Annotated in this window: 25 protein-coding genes; 12 read left to right on the top strand and 13 right to left on the bottom strand. The window is 58.7% G+C overall.

The genetic code is table 11. The features are described from left to right. Window positions 1-234 precede the first annotated feature (234 nt). Window positions 235-1,251, bottom strand: a complete 1,017-nt coding sequence (locus tag AC3IX1_RS29895) for a site-specific integrase (RefSeq protein ID WP_102599536.1) — start codon at window positions 1,249-1,251, stop codon at window positions 235-237. A gap of 186 nt (window positions 1,252-1,437) precedes the next feature. On the opposite strand from AC3IX1_RS29895, the gene AC3IX1_RS29890 reads away from it, so the two are divergent. From AC3IX1_RS29890 to AC3IX1_RS29860, 7 genes are all read left to right on the top strand, one after another. Continuing rightward, entirely contained in the window at window positions 1,438-2,484 is a 1,047-nt protein-coding gene (locus AC3IX1_RS29890; RefSeq protein WP_489388822.1) for a DNA-binding protein, read from the top strand. A gap of 215 nt (window positions 2,485-2,699) precedes the next feature. Then, window positions 2,700-2,888, top strand: a complete 189-nt coding sequence (locus AC3IX1_RS29885) for a co-regulatory protein PtrA N-terminal domain-containing protein (protein ID WP_411961190.1) — start codon at window positions 2,700-2,702, stop codon at window positions 2,886-2,888. Window positions 2,889-3,167: 279 nt separating this feature from the next. Further along, window positions 3,168-3,527 carry a hypothetical protein gene (locus AC3IX1_RS29880; RefSeq protein ID WP_489388821.1) on the top strand — a complete coding sequence of 120 codons (360 nt, stop codon included), beginning with the start codon at window positions 3,168-3,170 and terminating at the stop codon, window positions 3,525-3,527. Window positions 3,528-3,648: 121 nt separating this feature from the next. Beyond that, entirely contained in the window at window positions 3,649-4,095 is a 447-nt protein-coding gene (locus AC3IX1_RS29875) for a DUF411 domain-containing protein (protein ID WP_489388820.1), read from the top strand. Window positions 4,096-4,171: 76 nt separating this feature from the next. Further along, window positions 4,172-4,450 (top strand): hypothetical protein, encoded by a 279-nt coding sequence (locus tag AC3IX1_RS29870; protein ID WP_489388819.1) that lies wholly within the window; start codon window positions 4,172-4,174, stop codon window positions 4,448-4,450. After that, window positions 4,443-4,721, top strand: coding sequence for a hypothetical protein (locus AC3IX1_RS29865; protein ID WP_489388818.1), 279 nt, complete (start codon window positions 4,443-4,445; stop codon window positions 4,719-4,721). The genes AC3IX1_RS29870 and AC3IX1_RS29865 overlap by 8 nt, the downstream gene beginning before the upstream one ends. 170 nt (window positions 4,722-4,891) lie before the next feature. Continuing rightward, window positions 4,892-5,554, top strand: coding sequence for a methyltransferase family protein (locus AC3IX1_RS29860; protein WP_489388817.1), 663 nt, complete (start codon window positions 4,892-4,894; stop codon window positions 5,552-5,554). 250 nt (window positions 5,555-5,804) lie between these two features. Here AC3IX1_RS29860 and AC3IX1_RS29855 read toward each other — a convergent pair whose 3' ends face one another. Further along, window positions 5,805-6,701, bottom strand: a complete 897-nt coding sequence (locus AC3IX1_RS29855; protein WP_489388903.1) for a cation efflux transmembrane domain-containing protein — start codon at window positions 6,699-6,701, stop codon at window positions 5,805-5,807. A 98-nt stretch (window positions 6,702-6,799) separates the two neighbouring features. Here AC3IX1_RS29855 and cadR point away from each other — a divergent pair, with 98 nt between their 5' ends. The 5 genes from cadR to AC3IX1_RS29830 all read left to right on the top strand — a co-directional run bounded on the left by cadR (window position 6,800) and on the right by AC3IX1_RS29830 (window position 9,847). Then, window positions 6,800-7,204, top strand: coding sequence for a Cd(II)/Pb(II)-responsive transcriptional regulator (cadR, locus tag AC3IX1_RS29850; RefSeq protein ID WP_489388816.1), 405 nt, complete (start codon window positions 6,800-6,802; stop codon window positions 7,202-7,204). A 105-nt stretch (window positions 7,205-7,309) separates the two neighbouring features. Then, a complete protein-coding gene (locus AC3IX1_RS29845; protein ID WP_489388815.1) occupies window positions 7,310-7,657 on the top strand; it encodes a DUF3703 domain-containing protein in 348 nt (115 codons plus the stop codon). Beyond that, complete coding sequence (gene lspA / locus AC3IX1_RS29840) at window positions 7,654-8,166, top strand: signal peptidase II (protein WP_489388814.1); 513 nt, start codon at window positions 7,654-7,656, stop codon at window positions 8,164-8,166. The genes AC3IX1_RS29845 and lspA overlap by 4 nt, the downstream gene beginning before the upstream one ends. Further along, entirely contained in the window at window positions 8,163-8,909 is a 747-nt protein-coding gene (locus tag AC3IX1_RS29835; protein ID WP_010466002.1) for a helix-turn-helix transcriptional regulator, read from the top strand. The genes lspA and AC3IX1_RS29835 overlap by 4 nt, the downstream gene beginning before the upstream one ends. A 68-nt stretch (window positions 8,910-8,977) precedes the next feature. Beyond that, window positions 8,978-9,847: a sterol desaturase family protein gene (locus AC3IX1_RS29830; RefSeq protein ID WP_489388813.1), complete on the top strand. Its 870-nt coding sequence runs from the start codon at window positions 8,978-8,980 to the stop codon at window positions 9,845-9,847. Window positions 9,848-10,369: 522 nt separating this feature from the next. On the opposite strand, the gene AC3IX1_RS29825 is transcribed toward AC3IX1_RS29830, so the two are convergent. From AC3IX1_RS29825 to AC3IX1_RS29775, 11 genes are all read right to left on the bottom strand, one after another. Further along, window positions 10,370-10,732, bottom strand: a complete 363-nt coding sequence (locus tag AC3IX1_RS29825; RefSeq protein WP_489388812.1) for a copper-binding protein — start codon at window positions 10,730-10,732, stop codon at window positions 10,370-10,372. Continuing rightward, entirely contained in the window at window positions 10,729-13,887 is a 3,159-nt protein-coding gene (locus AC3IX1_RS29820) for an efflux RND transporter permease subunit (RefSeq protein ID WP_489388811.1), read from the bottom strand. Before AC3IX1_RS29820 ends, AC3IX1_RS29825 begins: the two co-directional genes overlap by 4 nt. Then, window positions 13,884-15,368, bottom strand: a complete 1,485-nt coding sequence (locus AC3IX1_RS29815; protein WP_489388810.1) for an efflux RND transporter periplasmic adaptor subunit — start codon at window positions 15,366-15,368, stop codon at window positions 13,884-13,886. The genes AC3IX1_RS29820 and AC3IX1_RS29815 overlap by 4 nt, the downstream gene beginning before the upstream one ends. Then, entirely contained in the window at window positions 15,365-16,621 is a 1,257-nt protein-coding gene (locus AC3IX1_RS29810) for a TolC family protein (protein WP_489388809.1), read from the bottom strand. Before AC3IX1_RS29810 ends, AC3IX1_RS29815 begins: the two co-directional genes overlap by 4 nt. A gap of 98 nt (window positions 16,622-16,719) precedes the next feature. After that, window positions 16,720-17,061, bottom strand: a complete 342-nt coding sequence (locus AC3IX1_RS29805; protein ID WP_411961205.1) for a hypothetical protein — start codon at window positions 17,059-17,061, stop codon at window positions 16,720-16,722. A 256-nt stretch (window positions 17,062-17,317) separates the two neighbouring features. Beyond that, on the bottom strand, window positions 17,318-18,118 hold the full coding sequence (locus AC3IX1_RS29800) for an HvfC/BufC family peptide modification chaperone (protein ID WP_454865489.1): 801 nt from the start codon (window positions 18,116-18,118) through the stop codon (window positions 17,318-17,320). Further along, window positions 18,109-18,954: an MNIO family bufferin maturase gene (bufB, locus tag AC3IX1_RS29795; RefSeq protein WP_010466021.1), complete on the bottom strand. Its 846-nt coding sequence runs from the start codon at window positions 18,952-18,954 to the stop codon at window positions 18,109-18,111. Before bufB ends, AC3IX1_RS29800 begins: the two co-directional genes overlap by 10 nt. A gap of 57 nt (window positions 18,955-19,011) precedes the next feature. Further along, on the bottom strand, window positions 19,012-19,266 hold the full coding sequence (gene bufA2, locus AC3IX1_RS29790) for a BufA2 family periplasmic bufferin-type metallophore (protein WP_489388808.1): 255 nt from the start codon (window positions 19,264-19,266) through the stop codon (window positions 19,012-19,014). Window positions 19,267-19,484: 218 nt separating this feature from the next. Continuing rightward, the gene (locus tag AC3IX1_RS29785; RefSeq protein WP_010466025.1) at window positions 19,485-19,817 is read right to left on the bottom strand and encodes a hypothetical protein; all 333 of its coding nucleotides are present in this window, start codon (window positions 19,815-19,817) and stop codon (window positions 19,485-19,487) included. 174 nt (window positions 19,818-19,991) lie between these two features. Next, on the bottom strand, window positions 19,992-20,231 hold the full coding sequence (locus AC3IX1_RS29780) for a DUF2933 domain-containing protein (RefSeq protein ID WP_010466027.1): 240 nt from the start codon (window positions 20,229-20,231) through the stop codon (window positions 19,992-19,994). Further along, entirely contained in the window at window positions 20,228-20,641 is a 414-nt protein-coding gene (locus AC3IX1_RS29775) for a MerR family transcriptional regulator (protein ID WP_010466029.1), read from the bottom strand. Before AC3IX1_RS29775 ends, AC3IX1_RS29780 begins: the two co-directional genes overlap by 4 nt. Window positions 20,642-20,665: the final 24 nt, after the last annotated feature.

The raw sequence follows: 20,665 nt of genomic DNA, 5'->3' as shown, positions 1-20,665 counted from the left end.
CTTCTGCAATGGTTATAGGCCCTTCTTGAGGTCCGCCGTCAATGCATAAGATTTTCCGGATGCTACTCCCTGACGTAGCCTGCATAGGCTTGGAGCTGGTTCACCAATACCCCAGTTAGCATGGATTGAGTCCAAGGTTTTGCCGGCATGTCACCTTGGATTGAGTGCCTTAGAACGCCAATACTCCAACCAGGTCTAATCGAACCTCCAACCCAGCGCCCTCAAGATCGAGGGCTAGATTAATGGTTTACGCCGTAAGAGCGAGCCGGCGGCGTTTTCTTCGAAGGCTCTAGCCTCCTCGATATAGCCGTGTACGGTGCCATCGTGCCGCCAGCCACCCTGGCGCTTGATCTCGAGAAAGTCAGCCCCAGCCCGGTAAGCGCTGGTGGCCAACCCTCGGCGCAGGCTGTGGCTGCTCATTTCGGGTACAGACAACAGTCCCGCGGCTTCGGCACGTACCGCCAGGATGGTATTCACGCTGCCCTCGTGCAGCGCCACCTCGCCGATCACGCCCCAGCGACTGACTCGCCGGAACAGTGGCCCCTGCTCGATCTGAGCGGCATCCAACCAACACCGTAGCGCCTTTGCCGGGCAGCAGACGCAGTCGCCGAACGGGATCGCCTTGTCCAGTCCCTCGCCCTTCTGATCGGTCTTGGAGCGCGGCAGCGTGATCCGCAGACCTTCCCGCTCCCACTGAAGGTACTGCACCTCCAACGTGACCAGCTCGCTGCGGCGGAATGCTCCGAAGTACCCCAGCTGTAGCAGCGCACTGTCGCGCCGCGCGGCAAGCCCTTCGACTGTGTCCAGGTGCGAAACGATGAGCTCGAGATCCTCCAGCAGCAGCGCCTTGGCTTTGTGTCGCGGCCGCCCGTTTACTCGCTCAATCCCGCGCATGGTCTTGCGGACGGTGGCGCTGGCGGCCGGATCGGGAAAGCCCTGATAGCGGTGCCATTGCGCCAGCGCGGTGAGGCGCAGCGCCAGGGTCCGCGGGTTCAACACGCCCGCGAAGGCCAGCAGGTAGCGAATCAGCGCGGCTTCATCGCACGGCAGCACGCCGCCCCAGGCCTGAAAGTGGCGGATGGCCGAGCGATAGGTGCGCCGAGTGTTGTCGGAAGTGGCTGCCGCGAGAAAGCTTTGATGTTGCTGGGCCCATTGCTCGGGCGTGGCAAGCGTACCGCGGGTACGGCCAAGCGCCGTTGGCTCGTTGGACCGGACTGGCGGCAGATTTTCGTCGTGATTGCGGGTCGTCATCCCAAAACGCCTGTTTAGGCCTCGTGTACCGCCGAGTATAGAGGCCAATGCCGAATTTGTGCGTATAACCCACGATAACCGCGCTTATCGTGGGTGAATTGGCAGTCTCACCGGGCTTAACTATTCTGTACTTAAATCGATGTATTACGTTCTTCATAATACGGTACGAAAAAATCCGAGGTAACAATGGCCCGTTCCGGCGTCCTCTATGTGCATGTCGCCCAGGCGGCAACCCGTCTCGTGGCCGAGGGCCACAATCCGACGATCGACGGTATCCGGGCCGCCCTGGGTGGGACCGGCAGCAAAAGCACGATTGCCCCCTTGTTGAAACGCTGGAAAAGCGCGCATCTCGGAACGGTCGCTCAGGCCGAACTGGGATTGCCCGCGGAGCTGGTCCTGGCGCTGAAAGGACTGTGCGAAAAAGTACAGGCAGAGGCGGCGCAGCAAGTCGAGCAGGCTGAGCAGGCTCATCAGGCCGCCACCGCCGTGTTGCAGGAGCAGTTGCAGCAAGCTTGCGTGGAGCGCGATGCGTTACTCACCGTTCAGGAACAGCAGGCCCAAGCGCTGGCCGCCGCCACTACGCACAGCCAAGGGCTGACTGAAAGCGTGCAGCGTCAGGCGATCGCCCTGGCCGGTCTGGGCAGCGAAAAGCTCGGGCTCGAACAGCGCCTGGTGGACCGCGCCGCCGAGGTGGCCTCACTGACCCAGCAGTTGCAGCAAGCACGGCTGCAGTTCGAGCATTACCAGGAGTCGGCTGCTCAACAACGCTCCGACGAACGCCAGGCAGTGGAACAACACCGCCAGCGCCTGGCGCTCGAACTGACTGAACTCCGGCAACGCCTGCTCGCCCAGCAAACTCGCCTGGGCGAACTGCAGGCTCAGGAACAACACCTGGCGCAGGGCAATGAACATTTACAAAACACCCTGCGCACAACCCAAGAGGCGCTCACCCAGCACCGCAGCGCGCATGAGCACGTGGTACTTCAACTCTCCGAGCTGAAACAGATTCATCAGGCACTGGAACAGCGACATAGCCACGGAAAGCAGTCTTTGGCTGAGGCGCAGACGAACCTGGCCGTGATCGCGCGGGAGCGAAGCCTACTGGCGCAACGTTTAACTCAAACTGAAACCCAACTGACCGAACTGGCCACAGTAAAGCAGCTCCTCCTGCAAGACAAAGCGGTGCTATCCAGTCAACTCGCGGAATGTCGGACTGAGGGTGACCGGCCCTGACCCTTGGGATCAATGAGAATCATCCCTAGGCGACCTGCATGTGTGTTGCCGTACTGTTCAGCACGAGCTGACGCAAATGTAATTTCGGCCTCAGCTACCTGTCAGGGATGAGTGTCTAGTTTGACATCAGGAGCGCTGCACTAGCGTTCCTCCCGGCCACCGAGCATTAACCCCAGAGTGCCGGGTAATCTGTACCCGCTTGAGGAGAATGTCTCATGAAACTTCTGAAACCTGTGCTTCTGATTGGCTCGATCCTGTTGTCGTCTGCGGTGTGGGCCGAAGGCGGCAGTGACCGAGCTTTGGCACGCCACGCCGCGCAACGCGATACGGTCGGAACCGTGATGCTGCAAGCTGAGCAAGCGCAGCCCGACCAGCGTCTCGGGCAGATGGTTGCGTGCAAATAAGTGTCTCGGTGCTATCTGATCGCTTTGTGGGTCGTAGCGGCGGTTTCAGCGGTACCCCTATGACCCTGCGGAGCGATTGGCGTCACTGGTTCCGCACTTGCCCTTAGTGTTGAGGAGCTTATCCATGCGTGTACGACCAGCTCATCGTTTCCCTGAGAAGCTGCGCATTGCTGTAATCGAGTCATGCACCGAACGGTCATGCTCTGACAGTGACACAGACGAGCTTTTGAGCTAGCCTCAAGGCGTGCTCTGCAAAAGTTGAGGGAGCGATATGTTGTGATGACTCGAAAGCTGGATAAAACGTTGATCAAGCTTGTTATGGTGCTGCTGCTATTTTTCGTGGCCGCACAGAGCGGAGTTTTGATGTTTAAATCCGAGGCTTCGAGTGTTTCCCTCAATTGTGTTGCTGCGGAAAGTATGCAGACCGAGTACAGTCAGGCCGATACCTGTTGCCCAGACATCCAGAGCCAAGTAGCTTGCTCGATAAGCTGTGCAACTCCTTACGCTGGGCCTATCGCATATCCTACTGAATCCTCTCTAATCTTAGTTTCTCCTCAGAACTTCTGCTATACGCCCTTCCTCGGCCGCATGGCGGTTGCTCCTGATCCTTTCCCACCCAAGATCACCAGCCTGTCCTGATCAGGACCTGAGTATGCTCGCTTGTTCTTCCAGCTAGTACAGCCAAAAGAACATCGAGATACAAACATGGTACCTGCAACTAAGACGTCTGTCGCCAATGGAAAAGGATTGGGTATTCACCATGAACAAGTCATTCACGCTTTTGGGTGGGATGTTACTGGCATTCGCCTCCCTTGCGATGCCGATCGCCCATGCTGCTTCTGGAGAAGCCGCTCTTTATAAGAATCCAAGCTGCAAGTGCTGCGATAAATATGCCGAGTACCTGCGCGAAGGTGGCTTCAAGGTTTCGGTTATCGCGGATTCCGCACAGTTTCAGCGCGTCAATACGGCGTCTGGCGTCCCCCCATCCTTGGCAGGCTGCCATGCCATGACGGTTGATGGCTACGTCGTTGGCGGTCACGTCCCGCTTGCGGCCGTTAATAAGTTGTTGACGGAGCGCCCAGCAATTCGCGGTATCACCCTGGCAGGTATGCCTGCGGGCTCGCCCGGCATGAACGGCACTCAACAGAAACCGTTTGAAATTTACGCCTTTGACGGAGCTAAAGCCTGGCTCTACATGACCCAGTAGGTATGTGCTGATCTATAGCTCGGCGACTGGAGTATGGAAGGCAATAAATGCTTAAACAAACTTTGAGGATTACCCCATGATCAAGAACATGACGCTGTACCTACAGGGCCTATTGCAACGTCACCCGCTGCTTGCGGGACTTGCTGTTGCAATAACGTTCACCTTGCTCTTTAACCTGCACAGCCTGTTTGCAGCAGCAACTCTGCCTGTTCTGTTTTGCCTGTTAATGATCGGGCTCTGCATGAAAAGTATGGTCGGAGAAACCGCCTGCGAGCAAAAAACTCCGGGTCAACCGTTATCTGCCCGGAGCCTGTCAGAAACCAAGGTCGTTGATCAGGAGAACCGCCATGCGTAACTCAAAAACTTGCACAACTGTACTTGCCGCTCTCATAACTCTTGGCGCCGTTTCCACGGGCTTTGCCGAGCAGTCTAAGAACACTGCAAAGGACAGTTCCGACATGATGAAAGGAGAGGATATGCACATGATGGAAGGCAATAAAATGCCGATGATGGACATGATGCAGGAGATGTCCTCAATGATGAAGGACTGCAGCAAAATGATGCAGAGTATGAGCATGATGAATATGGGGGATAAGGGACCTCAAGGCGACAGTAAGGCGCAATAGAGGTCAGATCTCTTGTCGCCAGTCTCTGTACCCCTCAGGTAGAGGGACATAAGAAATAAGCTCTGGGTAGCGGTACCGCATTAGCAGTGTCGCTACTCAGATGCTCCCATGTTGGTTCCAGGTGTCGGCGCTGCATGCCGATCCTCTGCTGATCTAGAAGGAGCCTGACCATGAATGACTTTGCCATGCACTATGGACACTGGAGTTGGGTGCTCATCACTGTGCTGATCGCATCCTGGCTTCTCTATCGCTTCGTCGCCCCACGCAGTTGGCGTGAGTGGATGGGCGCCGGCTTGGTGCAAGCGTTCATCATCGCGTTATACGCCGAGATGTATGGCTTCCCGCTGACTATTTATCTGCTGACTGGTTTTCTGGGCATTGATCTTCCGCTGACGGGCTTCTCCGGCCATCTCTGGGCCACCCTGCTGGGCTACGGCAGCACCGGGGCCATGCTGGAAATGCTGTTGGGCGGAGTATTTATCGTCATTGGTCTGGTGCTATTGATCCGCGGCTGGGTCCAGGTCTATCGCGCCAGTCTGGAAGGCCGACTGGCCACACAGGGAGTCTACGGTCTGATCCGACACCCGCAATACACCGGGATCATGCTGGCTGTTTTCGGTCAGATCATTCACTGGCCGACCCTCATTACGCTGCTGTTGTTTCCCGTGATCATCTACGCCTATGTTCGCCTGGCCAGGCGGGAAGAATCGGCGTTGGCCGCGCGCTTCGGGGAAGCGTATCAGACCTATCGGCAGCGCCTGCCGATGTTCTTTCCGCGTCGGCAGGATTGGCGTGGTTTTTCCCGCGCACTATTCTCCCCTCATCCGGAATAGTGGGGCGCCACTGAAGCACTTTGCCTTGTCCCGCCCCAGAGCGGGACAAGGCTGCCATACTGAAGCCTATGTCCTATGTGTCGGTTTCTTCGTTTTGAAGGCTGATGCACGTCGTTATACACAACTATCTGAAACGCTGAGGTTGATCTGACCGCAGTGACCATCAAAATGGCCCACGGTCAGATCAAGGTTAAGCGTCTATCGCGGACGAGCCGCTTGGCAGCAGTTAACCGGCTGCCGATCCGGTTGGTCAGGCTTTCAATGCCAGGATTCGGCGCGCGCCATTCAGTACGATGAGGCCAACCACCGTACCAATCACCAAATCTGGGTAGGGAGAACCTGTCCACGCAACCAATGCACCTGCTGCGATGACGCCAATATTCGCGAGCACATCGTTGGCCGAAAAAATCCAACTCGCTTTCATGTGTGCACCACCTTCGCGGTGGCCATAGATCATCAAGAGACAGCTGACGTTGGCAACCAGTGCGACTGCGCCAATCCCCATCATCAGCATCGACTCAGGTTCGCTGCCGTAGAGAAAGCGTCTCGCCACTTCCACGAGTACACCCAGAGCCAACACGATCTGAAAGAAACCCGCCAGGTGCGCAGCGCGAACCTGCAGCCGTGCACTCCGGCCGACTGCATAGAGAGCCAGGCCATAGACGGCAGCATCAGCAAACATGTCCAGTGAGTCGGCCACTAGGCCAGCCGATTGGGCGATCAAACCTGCGCCCATCTCGATGACAAACATCGCAGCATTGATACCGAGTAGGATTTTGAGCGTGCTTGCCTCCTTGGAAGCAGTCAGCTCTTCACTGGCACTATTGGCCGAGGCTGCTTCCTGACTGGCCGATTGAGTATCCAGTAACGTTGCGCCCAGGCCAAGTGACTCCAGTTTTGTAGTGATCAGATCAACAGGTCCGTCATGGAAAGCACGTACCTGCCTGCTGGTCAGATCAAAGGACAATGAATTGAGCTCAGACAAGCCATTCAATACGAGCCGAATCATCCGTTCTTCTGACGGACAATCCATCTTGGGCACAGAAAAACTGCTGACCCATGTTCCTTCATTCGACGACGCGGTTGCCGCTTCAGTGGTTGCCGACACTGGGCCACAGCCACAGGATTTCTCACAAGAACTCATGATCCGTTGCTCCTATTGGACTTGATTCTGCCGATTGAAAACCATATAGCAGGTATAGGGTCAAGCGTGGATATACTGGCTTTTTTACCAAGGGGCAGATAATGCGCATTGGCCAACTTGCACAGCTGGCGGGGGTGGACATTCAGACGATCCGTTTTTATGAACGCCAGGGACTGCTTCCCCCTCCTAATCGCCAGGACAACGGCTACCGAACCTATAAAGCAGACCATGCGGAAAAACTGCTGTTCATTCGCCGATGCCGCTCTTTTGGCATGTCACTGGAAGAAATTGGTGTTTTGCAGAGCTATCAGGAACAGCCGCAGCAACCCTGCACGGCGATCAATGCGCTCCTTGATAGACATATCGCCCAGGTAAGGACTCAGATCGCATCCCTGCACACCCTCGAAAACCAGATGGTGACGTTGCGGGGCTGTTGCGATAACGAGCGGCAAAGCCTGGACTGCGGAATACTTTCGGGTTTGGAGGGCGGCAAACCTCATTCGTAACTCACGGCTTAACGTCATTTTTCGCTTCGCCCCAATCCATAGCGCTTGACCCTGTAGCGGCTATAGGGTGTTCACTCGCCCATCTGTTGCGCAAGTGAGATCCAGATGAATACCACCCTTCGCATTGCCATCGATGAGGCCTTCTTTCGGGCAAGGAAAGCACTCGATAAAGAGGAGCCAACCGAGGCTTTCCCTTGGCTGGAACGAGTCCACATTTTGAGCCAGCGACTGCCTGTTCTTCATGCTCAGAGCCATTGGCTGATGCTGAGGGCTGGCTGGCAGTTGCGCGACTTTCGGGAGGTGCTCAGCCAAACACCGCGAATCATGGCGGCCCTGCTGTTCTCAAAGATCTGGGTGCCGCTCGGTAACACCGGGCGCGCTAGTGTCAGTGCTTTCGCGCCAATGCCCCTCTCACAGGAGTTGCAGCGACTTCTTGAAGGAGAGGAACCATGAAGTCGCCTCTTGGAATGGCACACTTTATTGCTCCATGGCTTTGGTGGACGCTATCGCTGGGCATTGCCTCGGCCGACCAAGCGTTCAAGAGTGCAATTGAGGGCTCGCTCCCGGTTGGCACCGTAATTCCTCTCGCCCCGTTCTTCAATCTGGTTCATTTCTGGAATACCGGTGCAGCGTTCAGCTTCCTGGCTGACGCGGGTGGTTGGCAGCGTTACTTTTTCATCGTCATCGCCTTGATCGTTTCGATGGTGCTGGCTCTGATATTGCGTAAACCCAGAGCCAACAGCGAAGCCCTGGGTTATAGCCTCATCTTGGGCGGGGCAGTTGGGAATCTGATCGATCGCGCATTTCGAGGCCATGTAATCGACTACCTGGATTTTTCCTGGCAGTCCTGGTATTGGCCTGCGTTTAACCTGGCGAATATTGGTATCGTCGGTGGCGCCGCCATGTTGATCCTGAGCAGTTTGCTGAGCCCGAATGCGGAAGCCGGCCGAGCCAGAGAATGAAAAGCTCGTCTTCAACGGACACGGTGCGCTGGGCAGGCCATGCATGGGTCGGGCCCGGCATCGGAGTCTTTCATGGCCGTGCCGGCCACCAGGACTGGCACCACCATCAGGCGCATCAGATTTCAGTGGGCCTCGATTCACCTGTATCGGTTGAAACCCCGTTGGGCATTCAAACAGGATCAGCCATCTTCATTCCGGCCGGCTTGAAACACCGGCTCAACGCAAGTCGAATTCTGTCGATCTATGTGGATGCGCTATCCGATGAAGCGCGTGCTTTACGGGGTACTGAAAAAGCGAGGGTGATCGAGATCACGCCGGGGGACATCGCACCGATTCTCGACGCGCTGCGCGAGACAGGGCATACCGCTCTCCAGGTTAGGGCGGGGGTGCGCCAGGCGCTACGGCTTCCCGATCCACCGCCCCCAGATCCTCGATTGACCAAGGTGGTAGAGGCGCTGCGTAGAGGTCAAATGGGACGCGACGAAATGGCCGCGTTGGTGCATTTGTCCCCCACACGCTTTTCCCATTGGTTCGTGGAACAGACCGGCCTGCCACTGCGCAGCTATGCGAAATGGCTACGCCTCACGCAGGCCCTCCAGCACTTGGCCAAAGGAGTACGGCTGACCGAAGCGGCTCATGAGGCGGGCTTTTCTGACTCGGCGCATTTCTCCCGGACATTCCGGACGCTGCTGGGTATTGATCCTTCCTCTGCCCTGGCTGAAGTCGATCTTCAGGAGTCGTAGCTCTTTCATTCAAGTCGAAAACGGGCCTCCCCACATACAGTCATGGCTCCCTATTCAGGAGCTGAGCGATGCCTATTTCCCTGCGATTCGCCATACGGTGGCTGAGCTATCCACTTGTGTTTGGCTGCTGTGCCGCCTTCATGATCTGGGCGCTGTATGCGGGAGTGCCGTATTGGCCCACCACACCCATAGTCGCCGCGGCGGGGCTGTTACTCATTGCTGGCTTGGAGCGCATCCAGCCTTTTCGCAAAGCCTGGCTTGAGGATCATCAAGACACCGCGACCGACCTGCTGCACCTGCTGGTGAACCTTTCTGTCATTCAACTCACCGCTGAAATTCTGGCCAGGCTTGGCGATGCGGTGCCGGCCTCGGTTCGACTCTTTCCGATCGAGAGTCCACTGTGGCTGCAGTTGTTCCTGGTTGCCGCCGTGCTCGATCTGGGCCTGTATTCCATGCATCGAATTAGTCACCGAGTGCGCTGGCTGTGGCGTTTCCACATGATTCATCACAGCGCCGAGCGGCTGTACTGGATCAACGGAGAGCGCCGACATCCCCTGCACGCCGCGCTCATGGCCGGTCCCGGGCTGGTGGTACTGGTTGCATCTGGCGCGCCGTCTGCAATGGTCGCCACCTGGTTTGGCATTCTGACCGTGCACTTGGCCTTCCAACATTCGAACCTGGACTACCGGCTGGGATGGCTGCGTCACATCATCGGGGTTGCTGAAATTCATCGTTGGCATCACAAGCGCGATTTTGAAGATGCCCAGGTCAATTTTGGTGAATTTATGATGGTGTGGGATCGACTGTTTGGCACGTTCTACGACGGTGCGGGGAAGCTGGGTGATGCCGAGGTCGGATTGCATGAAAAGGACTATCCAAAAGACTACCTTGGACAGTTCGCCAAACCCTTTGGGCGAGACCGTACAAGCAAAGGCTAACGGATTCTCTTGCAGTGCGGCCGCAACCAGACACGGCACGATGCCTCTGGAGAGTGGCTCTGGTTAGTTGCAAAAGCGTGAGCCCATTGAGATTGAATGCAAGCCGATGCCGCTGAATACAAGCTCGCTCGCAGTGAAGCGGCTGTTTTCAAACGTGAGCCGTTACACCTAGGGCTTCTTTCAGATTCGCAGTCGCCCGCGATACCCTTGCCTTCGGCTAACACTTCCCCTCGCCGGGTGTGTAGAGGACTTTCACCTCCAAGTCACCAGCGTGGCCACCACAGCCAAGCTGGTTGCGCTTACGCGCAACGCGCCATGCCTGGCGCACCAAAAAAAGGCGCCTAACTCAGGCGCCTAAAACCATCCTCCAAACCAAAGGAGCAAAACAAGAGGACGGTGGAGCAATCAACTCTTCATTACACAGCTTGGCTGCAAGACTTTCGCGAGCCAATGCGCCGATGAATGGCGGATGGCTGGTCCGGTATCAGCTTGTGAATGTCGAACCGGCCAGCCATGCCATTGCTACTTCAGAGTCTTGATAGATACGACGGTGGCTGCCATTCCCTCGGCGCGAAACTCAAACGCTACTCGATCCCCAACCTTCAGGCCTGCCTGTTGCTTGGCTGTTGCGTTGAATGCCATGGTCATGGCAGGCCACTGCACGGACGGCACAGCGCCATGGGCGATAGTCACCGTGTGTTTCGCGGTATCGACGGCCTTGATCGTACCCTCGGCTTTGGCCACTGGAGCCTGCTTTGTTTCCTGCTTCATCTGCATGCCTTCCATGGGCATATCGTCCATTTTCATACCCGGCATGTCCTCTGCCTGAGCAGAAAGGGACAATGCGACAAGGGTGCTTGCAACGGCGATCAGGGTCAGTTTCATACTACTTTTCCTTGAGGGTTGGTGGGTACAACCGGGAGGTGCCGGCGGCGCATCAAGCGGTAGGCCGCCGGAATGACGAACAGGGACAGTAAGGGGGCGGTGATCATGCCGCCGACCATGGGCGCGGCGATGCGACTCATCACTTCGCTACCGGTACCGCTGCCCCAAAGGATGGGTAACAGGCCAGCGATGATGACGGCCACGGTCATGGCCTTGGGTCGAACCCGCTGCACCGCACCTTCACGAATCGCGGCGATCAACCCACGCTCAGTGTTATCACCGACGTCTTCACGTTCGGTCCAGGCGTTCTTCAGGTAAAGCAGCATGATCACGCCAAATTCGGCAGACACGCCGGCCAATGCGATAAAGCCGACTCCGGTGGCCACCGACAGGTTGAATCCCAACAGATACAGGAACCATGCCCCGCCAGTGAGGGCGAAGGGCAAGGTAGCCATGATCAGCAAAGCCTCGTCGAAGCGGGCGAACGTCAGGTACAGCAGCACGAAAATGATCAGCAACGTGGCCGGCACTACCAGTTTGAGCCGTGCGTTGGCTCGTTCGAGAAACTCGAACTGTCCTGAGTAGTTCAGGCTCATGCCTGGCTGCAGCTTGACCTGCTCACTGACGACCCGGCGCAAGTCAGCAACCACTGAGGCAATGTCCCGGCCGCGCACGTCGATATACACCCAGCCGGAAGGTCGGGCATTTTCGCTCTTGAGCATCGGCGGGCCTTCACTGACCTTGACCTTCGCCACCGTGCCCAGGGTGATCTGGCTCCCCAGCGGGGTGTAGATCGGCAGTTGCTCCAGAGCGCCAAGCGAATCACGCCACTCTCGGGGATAACGCACGTTGATCGGGAAGCGTGCGAGCCCTTCAATGGTCTCGCCGACGTTTTCACCGCCGATAGCGCCGGCCACGATCGACTGCACATCGGCGATATTCAGCCCGTAGCGGGCAGCAGCCTTACGATCAATATCCACATCGATATAACGCCCACCCGTCAATCGCTCGGCCAGGGCCGAACTGACCCCGGGCACGTCCTTGGCCACCCGCTCGACCGCCTGAGTAACCGCATCGATCTCCGTCAGGTTGGTGCCGGCAACTTTCACCCCGATCGGACTCTTGATCCCGGTGGCGAGCATGTCGATGCGGTTGCGGATCGGTGGTATCCAGATATTGGTCAGGCCAGGGACGCGTACCACTCGATCCAGTTCTTCTACCAGCTTTTCCTGGGTCATCCCTGGACGCCATTGCTCGTGCGGTTTGAACTGGATGGTGGTTTCGAACATCTCCAGCGGGGCCGGGTCGGTGGCGGTTTCGGCGCGGCCAGCTTTACCGAAGACGTGTTCGACTTCGGGCACTGTCTTGATCAGGCGATCAGTCTGTTGCAACAGTTGCGACGCTTTCTGTGCTGACAACCCCGGCAGAGCCGAGGGCATATAGAGCAGATCGCCCTCGTCCAGCGCAGGGAGGAATTCGCCACCCAAGCGAGAGATCGGCCATAGCGTGCTGAGAAAAATCAGTAGCGCGACCAGCAGGGTGATTTTGGGGCGACGCAGCACTGCGTCCAGGGCCGGTTGATAGATCCTGATCAACCAACGGTTCAATGGGTTCTGTTGCTCATTGGGAATCCGTCCGCGAATCCAGTAACCCATCAACACCGGCACCAGGGTCACCGACAGTCCGGCCGCCGCGGCCATGGCGTAGGTCTTGGTGAAGGCCAGTGGGCCGAACAGACGGCCCTCCTGCGCCTCTAGGGTGAACACCGGAATGAACGACAGGGTGATAATCAGCAGGCAGAAGAACAGCGCCGGCCCCACCTCGGTCGCCGCTTCGGTCATCACATGCCAGTGATGTTCGCCCTTCAGCTCTTCCCCTGGATGGGCCGCGTGCCAGGCCTCGACCTTTTTGTGGGCGTTTTCGATCATCACCACGGCGGCATCGACCATGGCGCCGATGGCGATAGCGATCCCGCCCAGGGACATGATGTTGGCGTTGATCCCTTGGTAACGCATGACGATGAAAGCAATCAGTATCCCCACCGGTAGCGAGATAATGGCCACCAGAGATGAGCGCAGATGCCAAAGGAAGATCGCGCAGACCAGCGCGACGACGATGAACTCCTCGAACAGCTTGTGGCTGAGGTTTTCCACGGCGCGGTCGATCAGCTTGCTGCGGTCATAGGTGGTGACGATTTCCACCCCGGCCGGCAGACTGCTTTTCAAGTCGTCGAGTTTGGCCTTGACCGCCGCGATGGTCTCGCGGGCGTTCTTGCCACTGCGCAGAATCACCACGCCACCAACGGTCTCGCCTTCGCCGTCGAGTTCGGTGATGCCGCGACGCATTTCCGGCCCCAGTTGGATCGTGGCTACATCGCCAAGGGTCACCGGTACGCCAGCAGCACCGAGCTTGAGTGGAATCGCGCGAAAGTCATTGAGGGTCCTCAGGTAGCCGGAGGCGCGCACCATGAACTCGGTCTCCGCCAGCTCCAGCACAGCACCACCGGTTTCCTGATTGGCCTTGCCGATAGCTTCGGTCACTTCAGCCTGAGTGATACCCAGGCTGGCCAGTTTGAGCGGATCAAGCTGCACCTGGTACTGCTTGACCATGCCGCCGACGGTGGCCACCTCCGCAACGTTCGCCAGGGTCTTGAGTTCGAACTTGAGGAACCAGTCCTGCAGGGCCCGCAGTTGCGCCAGGTCGTGTCCGCCGCTGCGATCCACCAGGGCGTACTGATAGATCCAGCCCACCCCGGTGGCATCCGGGCCCAGCGCCGGTTTGGCGCTGGCCGGCAAGCGGCTTTGTATCTGGCTCAGGTATTCCAGGACCCGTGAACGCGCCCAATACATATCGGTACCGTCTTCGAACAGCACGTAAACGAAGCTGTCGCCGAAAAATGAATAGCCGCGCACGGTCTTCGCCCCCGGTACCGAAAGCATGGTGGTGGCTAACGGATAGGTCACCTGGTTCTCAACGATCTGCGGCGCTTGTCCCGGATAAGGGGTGCGAATGATCACCTGAACATCGGAAAGGTCTGGCAATGCATCGATCGGAGTGCTCTGAACCGACCAAATGCCCCAGGCGGTGACAAAGAGCGTCGCCAGCAGCACCAGGAAGCGGTTGGCTACTGACCAGCGGATAAGGGCCGCGATCATGGCTGGCCCCCTAGTTTTTCCAGGCGCTCAATGCGCAAACCATCATCGGTTTGACTGGCTGATACACGAACCTTGTCGCCCGACTTGAGCCCTTGCATGAGCGTAGGGTCGGCTAACGGAAAGGTCATGGTCATGCCTGGCATACCCAATGTCTTGAAGGGGCCGTGGGCGAGCGTCACGTCTTTACTATTGATCTCGACGATTTGCCCCTCTGCCTCATGTAAGGCGGAGGCTGTGGCGGCAGGTGGTGATGTTTCCAGCGTGCTGGCGATGATGCCCTTGAGGCTGGCCTCGGAGTCGAGCAGGAACTGGCCGGAGCTGACCACCTGTTGACCTTCTTGCAAGCCTTTCAATACCGCCGTCTTGCCGTCGTTTTCCTGCCCAAGTTGCACTTCTACCGGACGGTAGCGACCCGCATCTTCAGCGAGCATGACCAGCGTGCGCCGGCCGGTGCGGATGACCGCCTCGCTCGGCACCCACAACACACTTTGCTCGGTCGTATGGTTCAGGCGCACCTGAGCCGTCAATCCGGGTCTGAGGCGCCCGTCAGGGTTGGGTAGTTCGACGCGTACGCGAAGGGTGCGACTGTCCGGATTGGTTTCGGGAAGAATCGCGCTGACCGTGCCGTTGAGCACAGTCCCAGGGAAGGCTGGCAGGCGTGCTTCGACCGTTTGACCGACGACGATCGATCCCGTCTGCGACTCTGGAACCGCTACAGCTAGCCAGACGCTGCTCAAACCATTGACACGGGCCAGCGTCTCGCCGGTGGCCACGGTCATACCCGAACGTACATCCAACGCTTGCAGCACACCACCAATGGGACTGGTGAGCGTCAGGTTCGGCTGAACCTTGCCGCTGCGCTCTACCTGAGTAATCAGAGCCGTTGGCATCCCCGTGAGGCGTAGCCGTTGGCGTGCCGCCGCCAACAAGTCGGCATCGCCATTACGCTTCAGTGCGAGGAATTCTTCCTGAGCAGCCGCCCATTCCGGTACCAGGATATCCGCCAATGGCGCATTGGCTTTGAGCACATCGCCTGGAGCATGGGCATACACCCGTTCCACAAAACCCGCGGTACGCGCCTGAATCACGGCGACATTCCGCTCGTTGAACGCCAGCACACCGACCACGTCCAGGCTGGAGGCGAGGACTCCGCGAGTGACGGTTGCAAGGCGCAGGCCGAGATTCTGGGTCAGGCTGGGGTCGATACTCATGGCTGCACCGTCTGCCGCTGCATCAGCGTATCGGGGCACCAACTCCATATCCATGAAGGGCGATTTGCCCGGTTTATCGAACTTCTGCTGCGGGACCATCGGATCGTACCAATACAGCACCTTGCGTTCGTCTTGCGTCTTGGGACTCTGCTCGGCGGCCGCATCAGGCATTGCGTTCATGCGCTGCTGAGCGAACCAGTAACCGCCGCCAAGGCCTACGGCTACCGAGAGGCCTGCGAGCAAAGCCCCTTTCCAGATTCGAGTGCTCATTGGCTGGTTTCCCCGTAAGTGAAATACAGGCGCGCACTGGTCAGTGCTCGCTGTTCTTCGAAGTCAATCTGTTTGAGGCGGGCCTCGATGAGTTCACGCCGGGCAGCGATGACCGGTGCTAGCTCACCTTTACCGGCGCGGTAGCTGGCCATGCTCAGCCCGACCTTTTCCTTGGCCAGGGGCAACAGGCTGTCGTGGCTGCGGCGTACGGCGCGGTTCAGGCGTTCGTATTCGGCCAGATCCGCCTCCAGTTGCTCGGTATGCTCGCGTGTCAGGGCTTCGCGCTCGGCCTCCAATTGATTCAACTCGGCGTATTTGGCGGCGATCTTCGGGTTCTGTCGAGAGCCGGGGAACAGTGGCAGGTCGAAGGTGAATTGCACGCTGACCATGTCGCCAAATTCCCGCCCGCGGCGCTGGTAATCGAGTTCCCAGCTCCAGTCGGACTGTTTTTCCGCTTGCGCCTCACGCACCTTGGCCTGCGCTTCACGGGTCATCGGGGCGAAGGCCGTCAGCGCAGGATGATGTTGCAGCTTATGGGCGTACCCCGAAGTATCGATGGGCCACTCCGGCAGATTGCCTACTGGTTGGTCATTGGCGGCCGGACCAATCCAGCGTTTGAGCGCGGCTCGGGCTTGCGCACGCAGGCGAATCAGTTCGTCCTGTTGCTCCGCCAACTGAGCGGCTTCCTGTTTCGGCGTGACAGCATCGGCTGGCTGAGCACGGCCGCCGGCGATCTGTGCCCGGACGGTATCGGCCAACAGACGGTTCTCTCGATAGAAGTCCTGGAACAGTGCCTCTTTACGCTCGACTGAATAGCTGCTGATCCAGGCCAATGCGGTGGCCTGGCGGACATTCAGGCGCTCCACACGGCCTTCAGCCGCAGCTCGATCGACGGCCGCCTCGGCGACCTCAACACGTGCTTTACGTTTGTCGCGGTTGGGCACTTCCTGCATGACCCCGACCATTTGCATGGTCATGAAGTCCTGGTCTATGCGCCAGCGATCGGGACCGCCAATGGGGTAATTCTGCACGCCCAGCAGTAATTTCGGATCGGGTAATTCGCCGGCTGGAATGGCCGCGCTGCTGGCGGCTTGCAGTTTGGCCGCTTGGGCCGTCAGTGATGGGGCGTTGTTTTCGGCCAGCCGCAAGGCTTCATCGAGTGTCAGCGGGGCGGCGACGCTCGGCAATGCCAGTACGCTTGCCACCAGGCCGGCCACGAGGGACCAGCCTGTGCAATAGCACTTGGAGTTCATGCTCACGATTCCTGTGATGAATAACTGCGCGCCTCTTAGACATGCACGCAGAAATGCCATCCCGCCAGGGCGGGATGAGACTCAGTGTGGTACAGGAATCAAGCGCGAGGCGGTCGCCACACCCCGGAAGGGCTCTGGGCAGGCAGGAAGTCGCTGGAGAAGGAAAGCACTACGGGGCTGGACAAGGTGACAGGAGGCTTGATGATCGAGACTTGCAGCATGCCACCAGTCTTGCATTCCTGGCCAGGCTTGCAGGGTTTGCCATGATCGGAGGGGCTTTTCATGTCGTGGCAACAGTCCTGGGCCATATCCCCCATCATCGCCATGCCCATGGTTTCCATCGGGCAAGGTTCTGTCGGTGCCTGGACGCCCGCCATCCCGCTGAGGGGAAGCACCAAGCTAATCAGAAAAATGAGGCAGCACCGCAGGTAGCGTTTCATGTGGGGGAGTCTAGCCGCTGGTCGCGGGCCACACAACTACTGTTATGTGAAGCTTGCATGCAGGACAGTCATGATGAAGCACCGCTCGTTAAGGCGTATTTGTCAGTCAAGCGGGCCGCCCGTGTCACGATTGAATGCAGGCGGAGATGCTCCTCATGCATAAGGATGCGCCCGTTTCTGTGAGGCCCCGCGCGGCCTCTGCGTCTGAAAGCCTGCATGCTCATTAGGCGCTGGCACATAACCGGAGGAGTGGGAACTAGAGAGACGAGCCTGGACGTTCAAGCGTACCCTCGCTGATCCACTGCTTAAGCCAAGTGGCGGCCTGTAGCGGCGCGGCATCGCTATAGGCGGTCAGTACGACACACAGCTCGCCGAAGTTCCAGCCGTCGACGGCCATGCCGTGCAGCGCCTTGGTCTCCGCCGCGCCCAGGCTGCGGTAGCGGCTGACCAGGCCCTGGCGCCAGATCAGGCAGACCTCTCCCTGCTCCAGCGCCAGGCTGGCTGGAAAGTCTTGCGCCTCGGCTTCGGCCTTGCCCGCGCGCCAGAGCGCCAGGCTGTTGTAGCGGCAGACCTGCCACTGCACGCTGGGCACCAGGCGTACCTGCAGGCTGGGCCATTCGGCGGGCGGCAGGCTGGCCATGATTTCCAGGGTCAGGGGCACGCCCTCAGGCGCGTCGAAGGCCAGGGTGAAGGCCCATTCCAGGCGCGCCAACTCGGCGAGGGGCGCGCTCTGCTCGGCCACCAGGTAGCCTTCGATGAAGGCTGGCAGTCGCGCTCCAAGCCAGCGCAGGCTGTAGTGCTGCGAGGGGTGGACGCGCAGGTAGGCACTCGCCAGACGCTCGAATTCGTCGTCGCCGAGCCAGTGACACAGCGAGGGGTAGTCCTCGCGAAGGGTTTCCAGCAGACGTGCACGGTACGCGTTGTGGTAGATCGCCAAGCCTTCCTCGACGCTCAGGACGGGGCTGCCGAGCAGGCTGTCGCGCAGCGCCGCGGCAGGCAAAGGCTGATCGCCGAGCAGGAAGGCCTCGAGCTCAAGCTGCCAGTCAATCAGGCGCATATGGCCTCCGCCTTGAGGGCCGCGGCACCGAGGGTGCGGGCCTTGTCCAGCTCGACGAGCAGCTCGGCCAGCGGAGGGAAGTGGTCGTCGCGCTCCAACAGCGTGGCGACCGGGCCCAGATGGCGCAGTGTGCGCTGGTAGAGCTGCCAGACCGGATCACTGATCGGGTGGTCATGGGTGTCGATCAGGTAATGCCCATAGTCGCTGTGCCCGGCCAGGTGCAGCTGACGGATACGCCCGGCCGGCAGGGCGCTGATGAAGGTCCAGGGGTCGAAATCGTGGTTGCGCGCGCTGACGTAAACGTTATTGACGTCCAGCAGCAGCTCGCAGCCGCTGAGGTCGCTGAGGGCAGTGAGGAACTCCCACTCGCTGAAGTCGGCATCCGCCGTGCGCACATAGCTGGATACGTTCTCCAACACCAACGGGCGCTGCAGCGTGTCCTGCACTTGGCGCACGCGGGCGGCCACATGCTGCAGACTCTCCTCGCTGTAGGGCAGCGGCAGTAGGTCGTGCAGCTGGTGAGCGTTGCCGCGACTCCAGCACAGGTGGTCGGAGATCCATGCCGGTTGTACCCGCTCGGCCAGCTGCTTGAGCCGTTGTAAGTAGTCGCGATCCAGCGGGTGCGGGCCGCCGATGGACAGCGAGACGCCGTGCATCACCAGTGGATAGCGCTCGCCGATGGCGTCCAGGTAATAGAGCGCCTTACCGCCGTCGACCATATAGTTTTCCGAGACTATTTCGAACCAATCCACCGTTGGGTGCTGCTCGAGTATCTCGCTGTAGTAGGTGCTGCGCAGCCCCAGGCCGTAGCCGAGGCAGGGAGTAGCTGAAGACATACCGGGCTCCTTCGCCAAAGAGATCGGGGCGCCCCGCAAGGGCCGCCCCGCGCCCACTTAATTGCCGACCTTGCCACCGGAGTTGTTGCACTCGGCCTTGGTCATCTTCAGAAAACCTTTGCCTTTACAGGTGCCTTGTCCTTTACAGGCGTTTTTCGCGGTCATGCAGTCGTTCTTCCCTTTACAGGCGTTGATACCGTAACAGTGTATCGTCTGGGCTTCCTCGGCGACGACCGGGGTCGGGATGCTGGAGAACAGGCCAGCGGCGGCGAGAGCCAGGGCGGCACCGGTCATGGCAATTTTAGTGGTCATTTGTTTGTTCCTCAATTGATGTGGGGGTTTCGGCCGTGGACGGCTCACTCAGGCTCGACACAGCCAAAAGTAGACCACCACGGCGATACAACGGCCGAAGGTACATTTCGCTTAAAGCGGGACGTTTCGCTCGCCGTGCGTAATCCTTTGCGTACCGCTCAGATACGCACGGGCAAACCATCCCGCCAATGCAAGTGGAGATCAGTTTGATGCAGGAATCAAACGCGGGGCGGTCGCCATACCTCTGAAGGTGCTTGGGCGAGAAGGAAGTCGTGGAAGAAGGAAACGACAAGGGGGGCCGACCGTATGACGGGGATTTTCACGATCGACACTTGCAGCACGCTGCCGGTCTTGCATTCCTGGCCGGTTTTGCAGGGCTTGCCAGGATTGGAAAAGCTGTTCATATCGTGACAACAGTTCTGCCCCATCTTTCCCATACCCGCAGTTTTCATCGGGCATCGGTCTGCCTGCAGCTGAATGCCCGCCATCCCGCTGAGGGGAAGCGCCAGACTGAGCAGGAAAACGAGGTAAAGCCGCAGGTAGCGTTTCATGCGAGGAGTCTAGTCGCCAGTAACGAAGCACACAATTATCGATACACAAAATAGAACCCGTATGGATGTGTTCGCTGACCAAGAGATCGCGTCCTCGCCTCGAGCAAATGCAGGCAGGCATAGAAGTGCACCTCTGCCCTCAGTCAGCTTGTGGGCCATGAAAGCGGTTACAGATCACGGTTCATCGTTGGGGTTGCGCTCTGTCCGCTTGGCCTTCTGGGTGTCGTCGGCAGCGGGCGCATCCTTGTGCATGCCGCCCATGAACAGCATCGACAGCGGACAGAGCAGCAACAGCAAGATCAGCCCGTTCGCCACGATCCAGGTTTGAAAAGCCGGGAACAAGACATAGGCAGCCACCAGGATAATGGCGGCACCGATGCCCAGCCGAGTCATGGTGGATTTATTGCAAGTCATGATGTTCTCCTTTCAGATAGGTATTGGGGGGCCGGATCATCCAGAATCGGCCCAGGTGGTCGCTCAGAGTCGTCGCAATGCTCGGCCAGGTAAGACAGGGCCTCGCGCATGACCTGCAGCGTAGCAATACGCGTATTCAACGCCTCGAGGTAACTTCGGGCGACGGCATCAACCTCAACGTCTGGACGCGTACGGTACCGCCATAATGCCAACACGCTACGCACCTGCGCGACCGAGAAGCCCAGATCTCGCGCATTGTGAATGAAACGCAAAACCTGTATGTCGTTCTCGCGGTAGACGCGATAGCCGGCCTGCGTGCGTTGTGAGGACGGGATCAGGTCAATGCGTTCGTAGTAACGGATCATCTTGGCGGACAAACCACTTTCACTTGCCGCTTCGCCAATGTTCATCGATTCCTCCTCCTCGGTAAGCCA

The organism is Pseudomonas sp. KH_046_2 (assembly GCF_057838985.1).
Note: the sequence above shows the minus strand (reverse complement) of the source record. Positions and strands in the feature narration are given on the sequence as shown.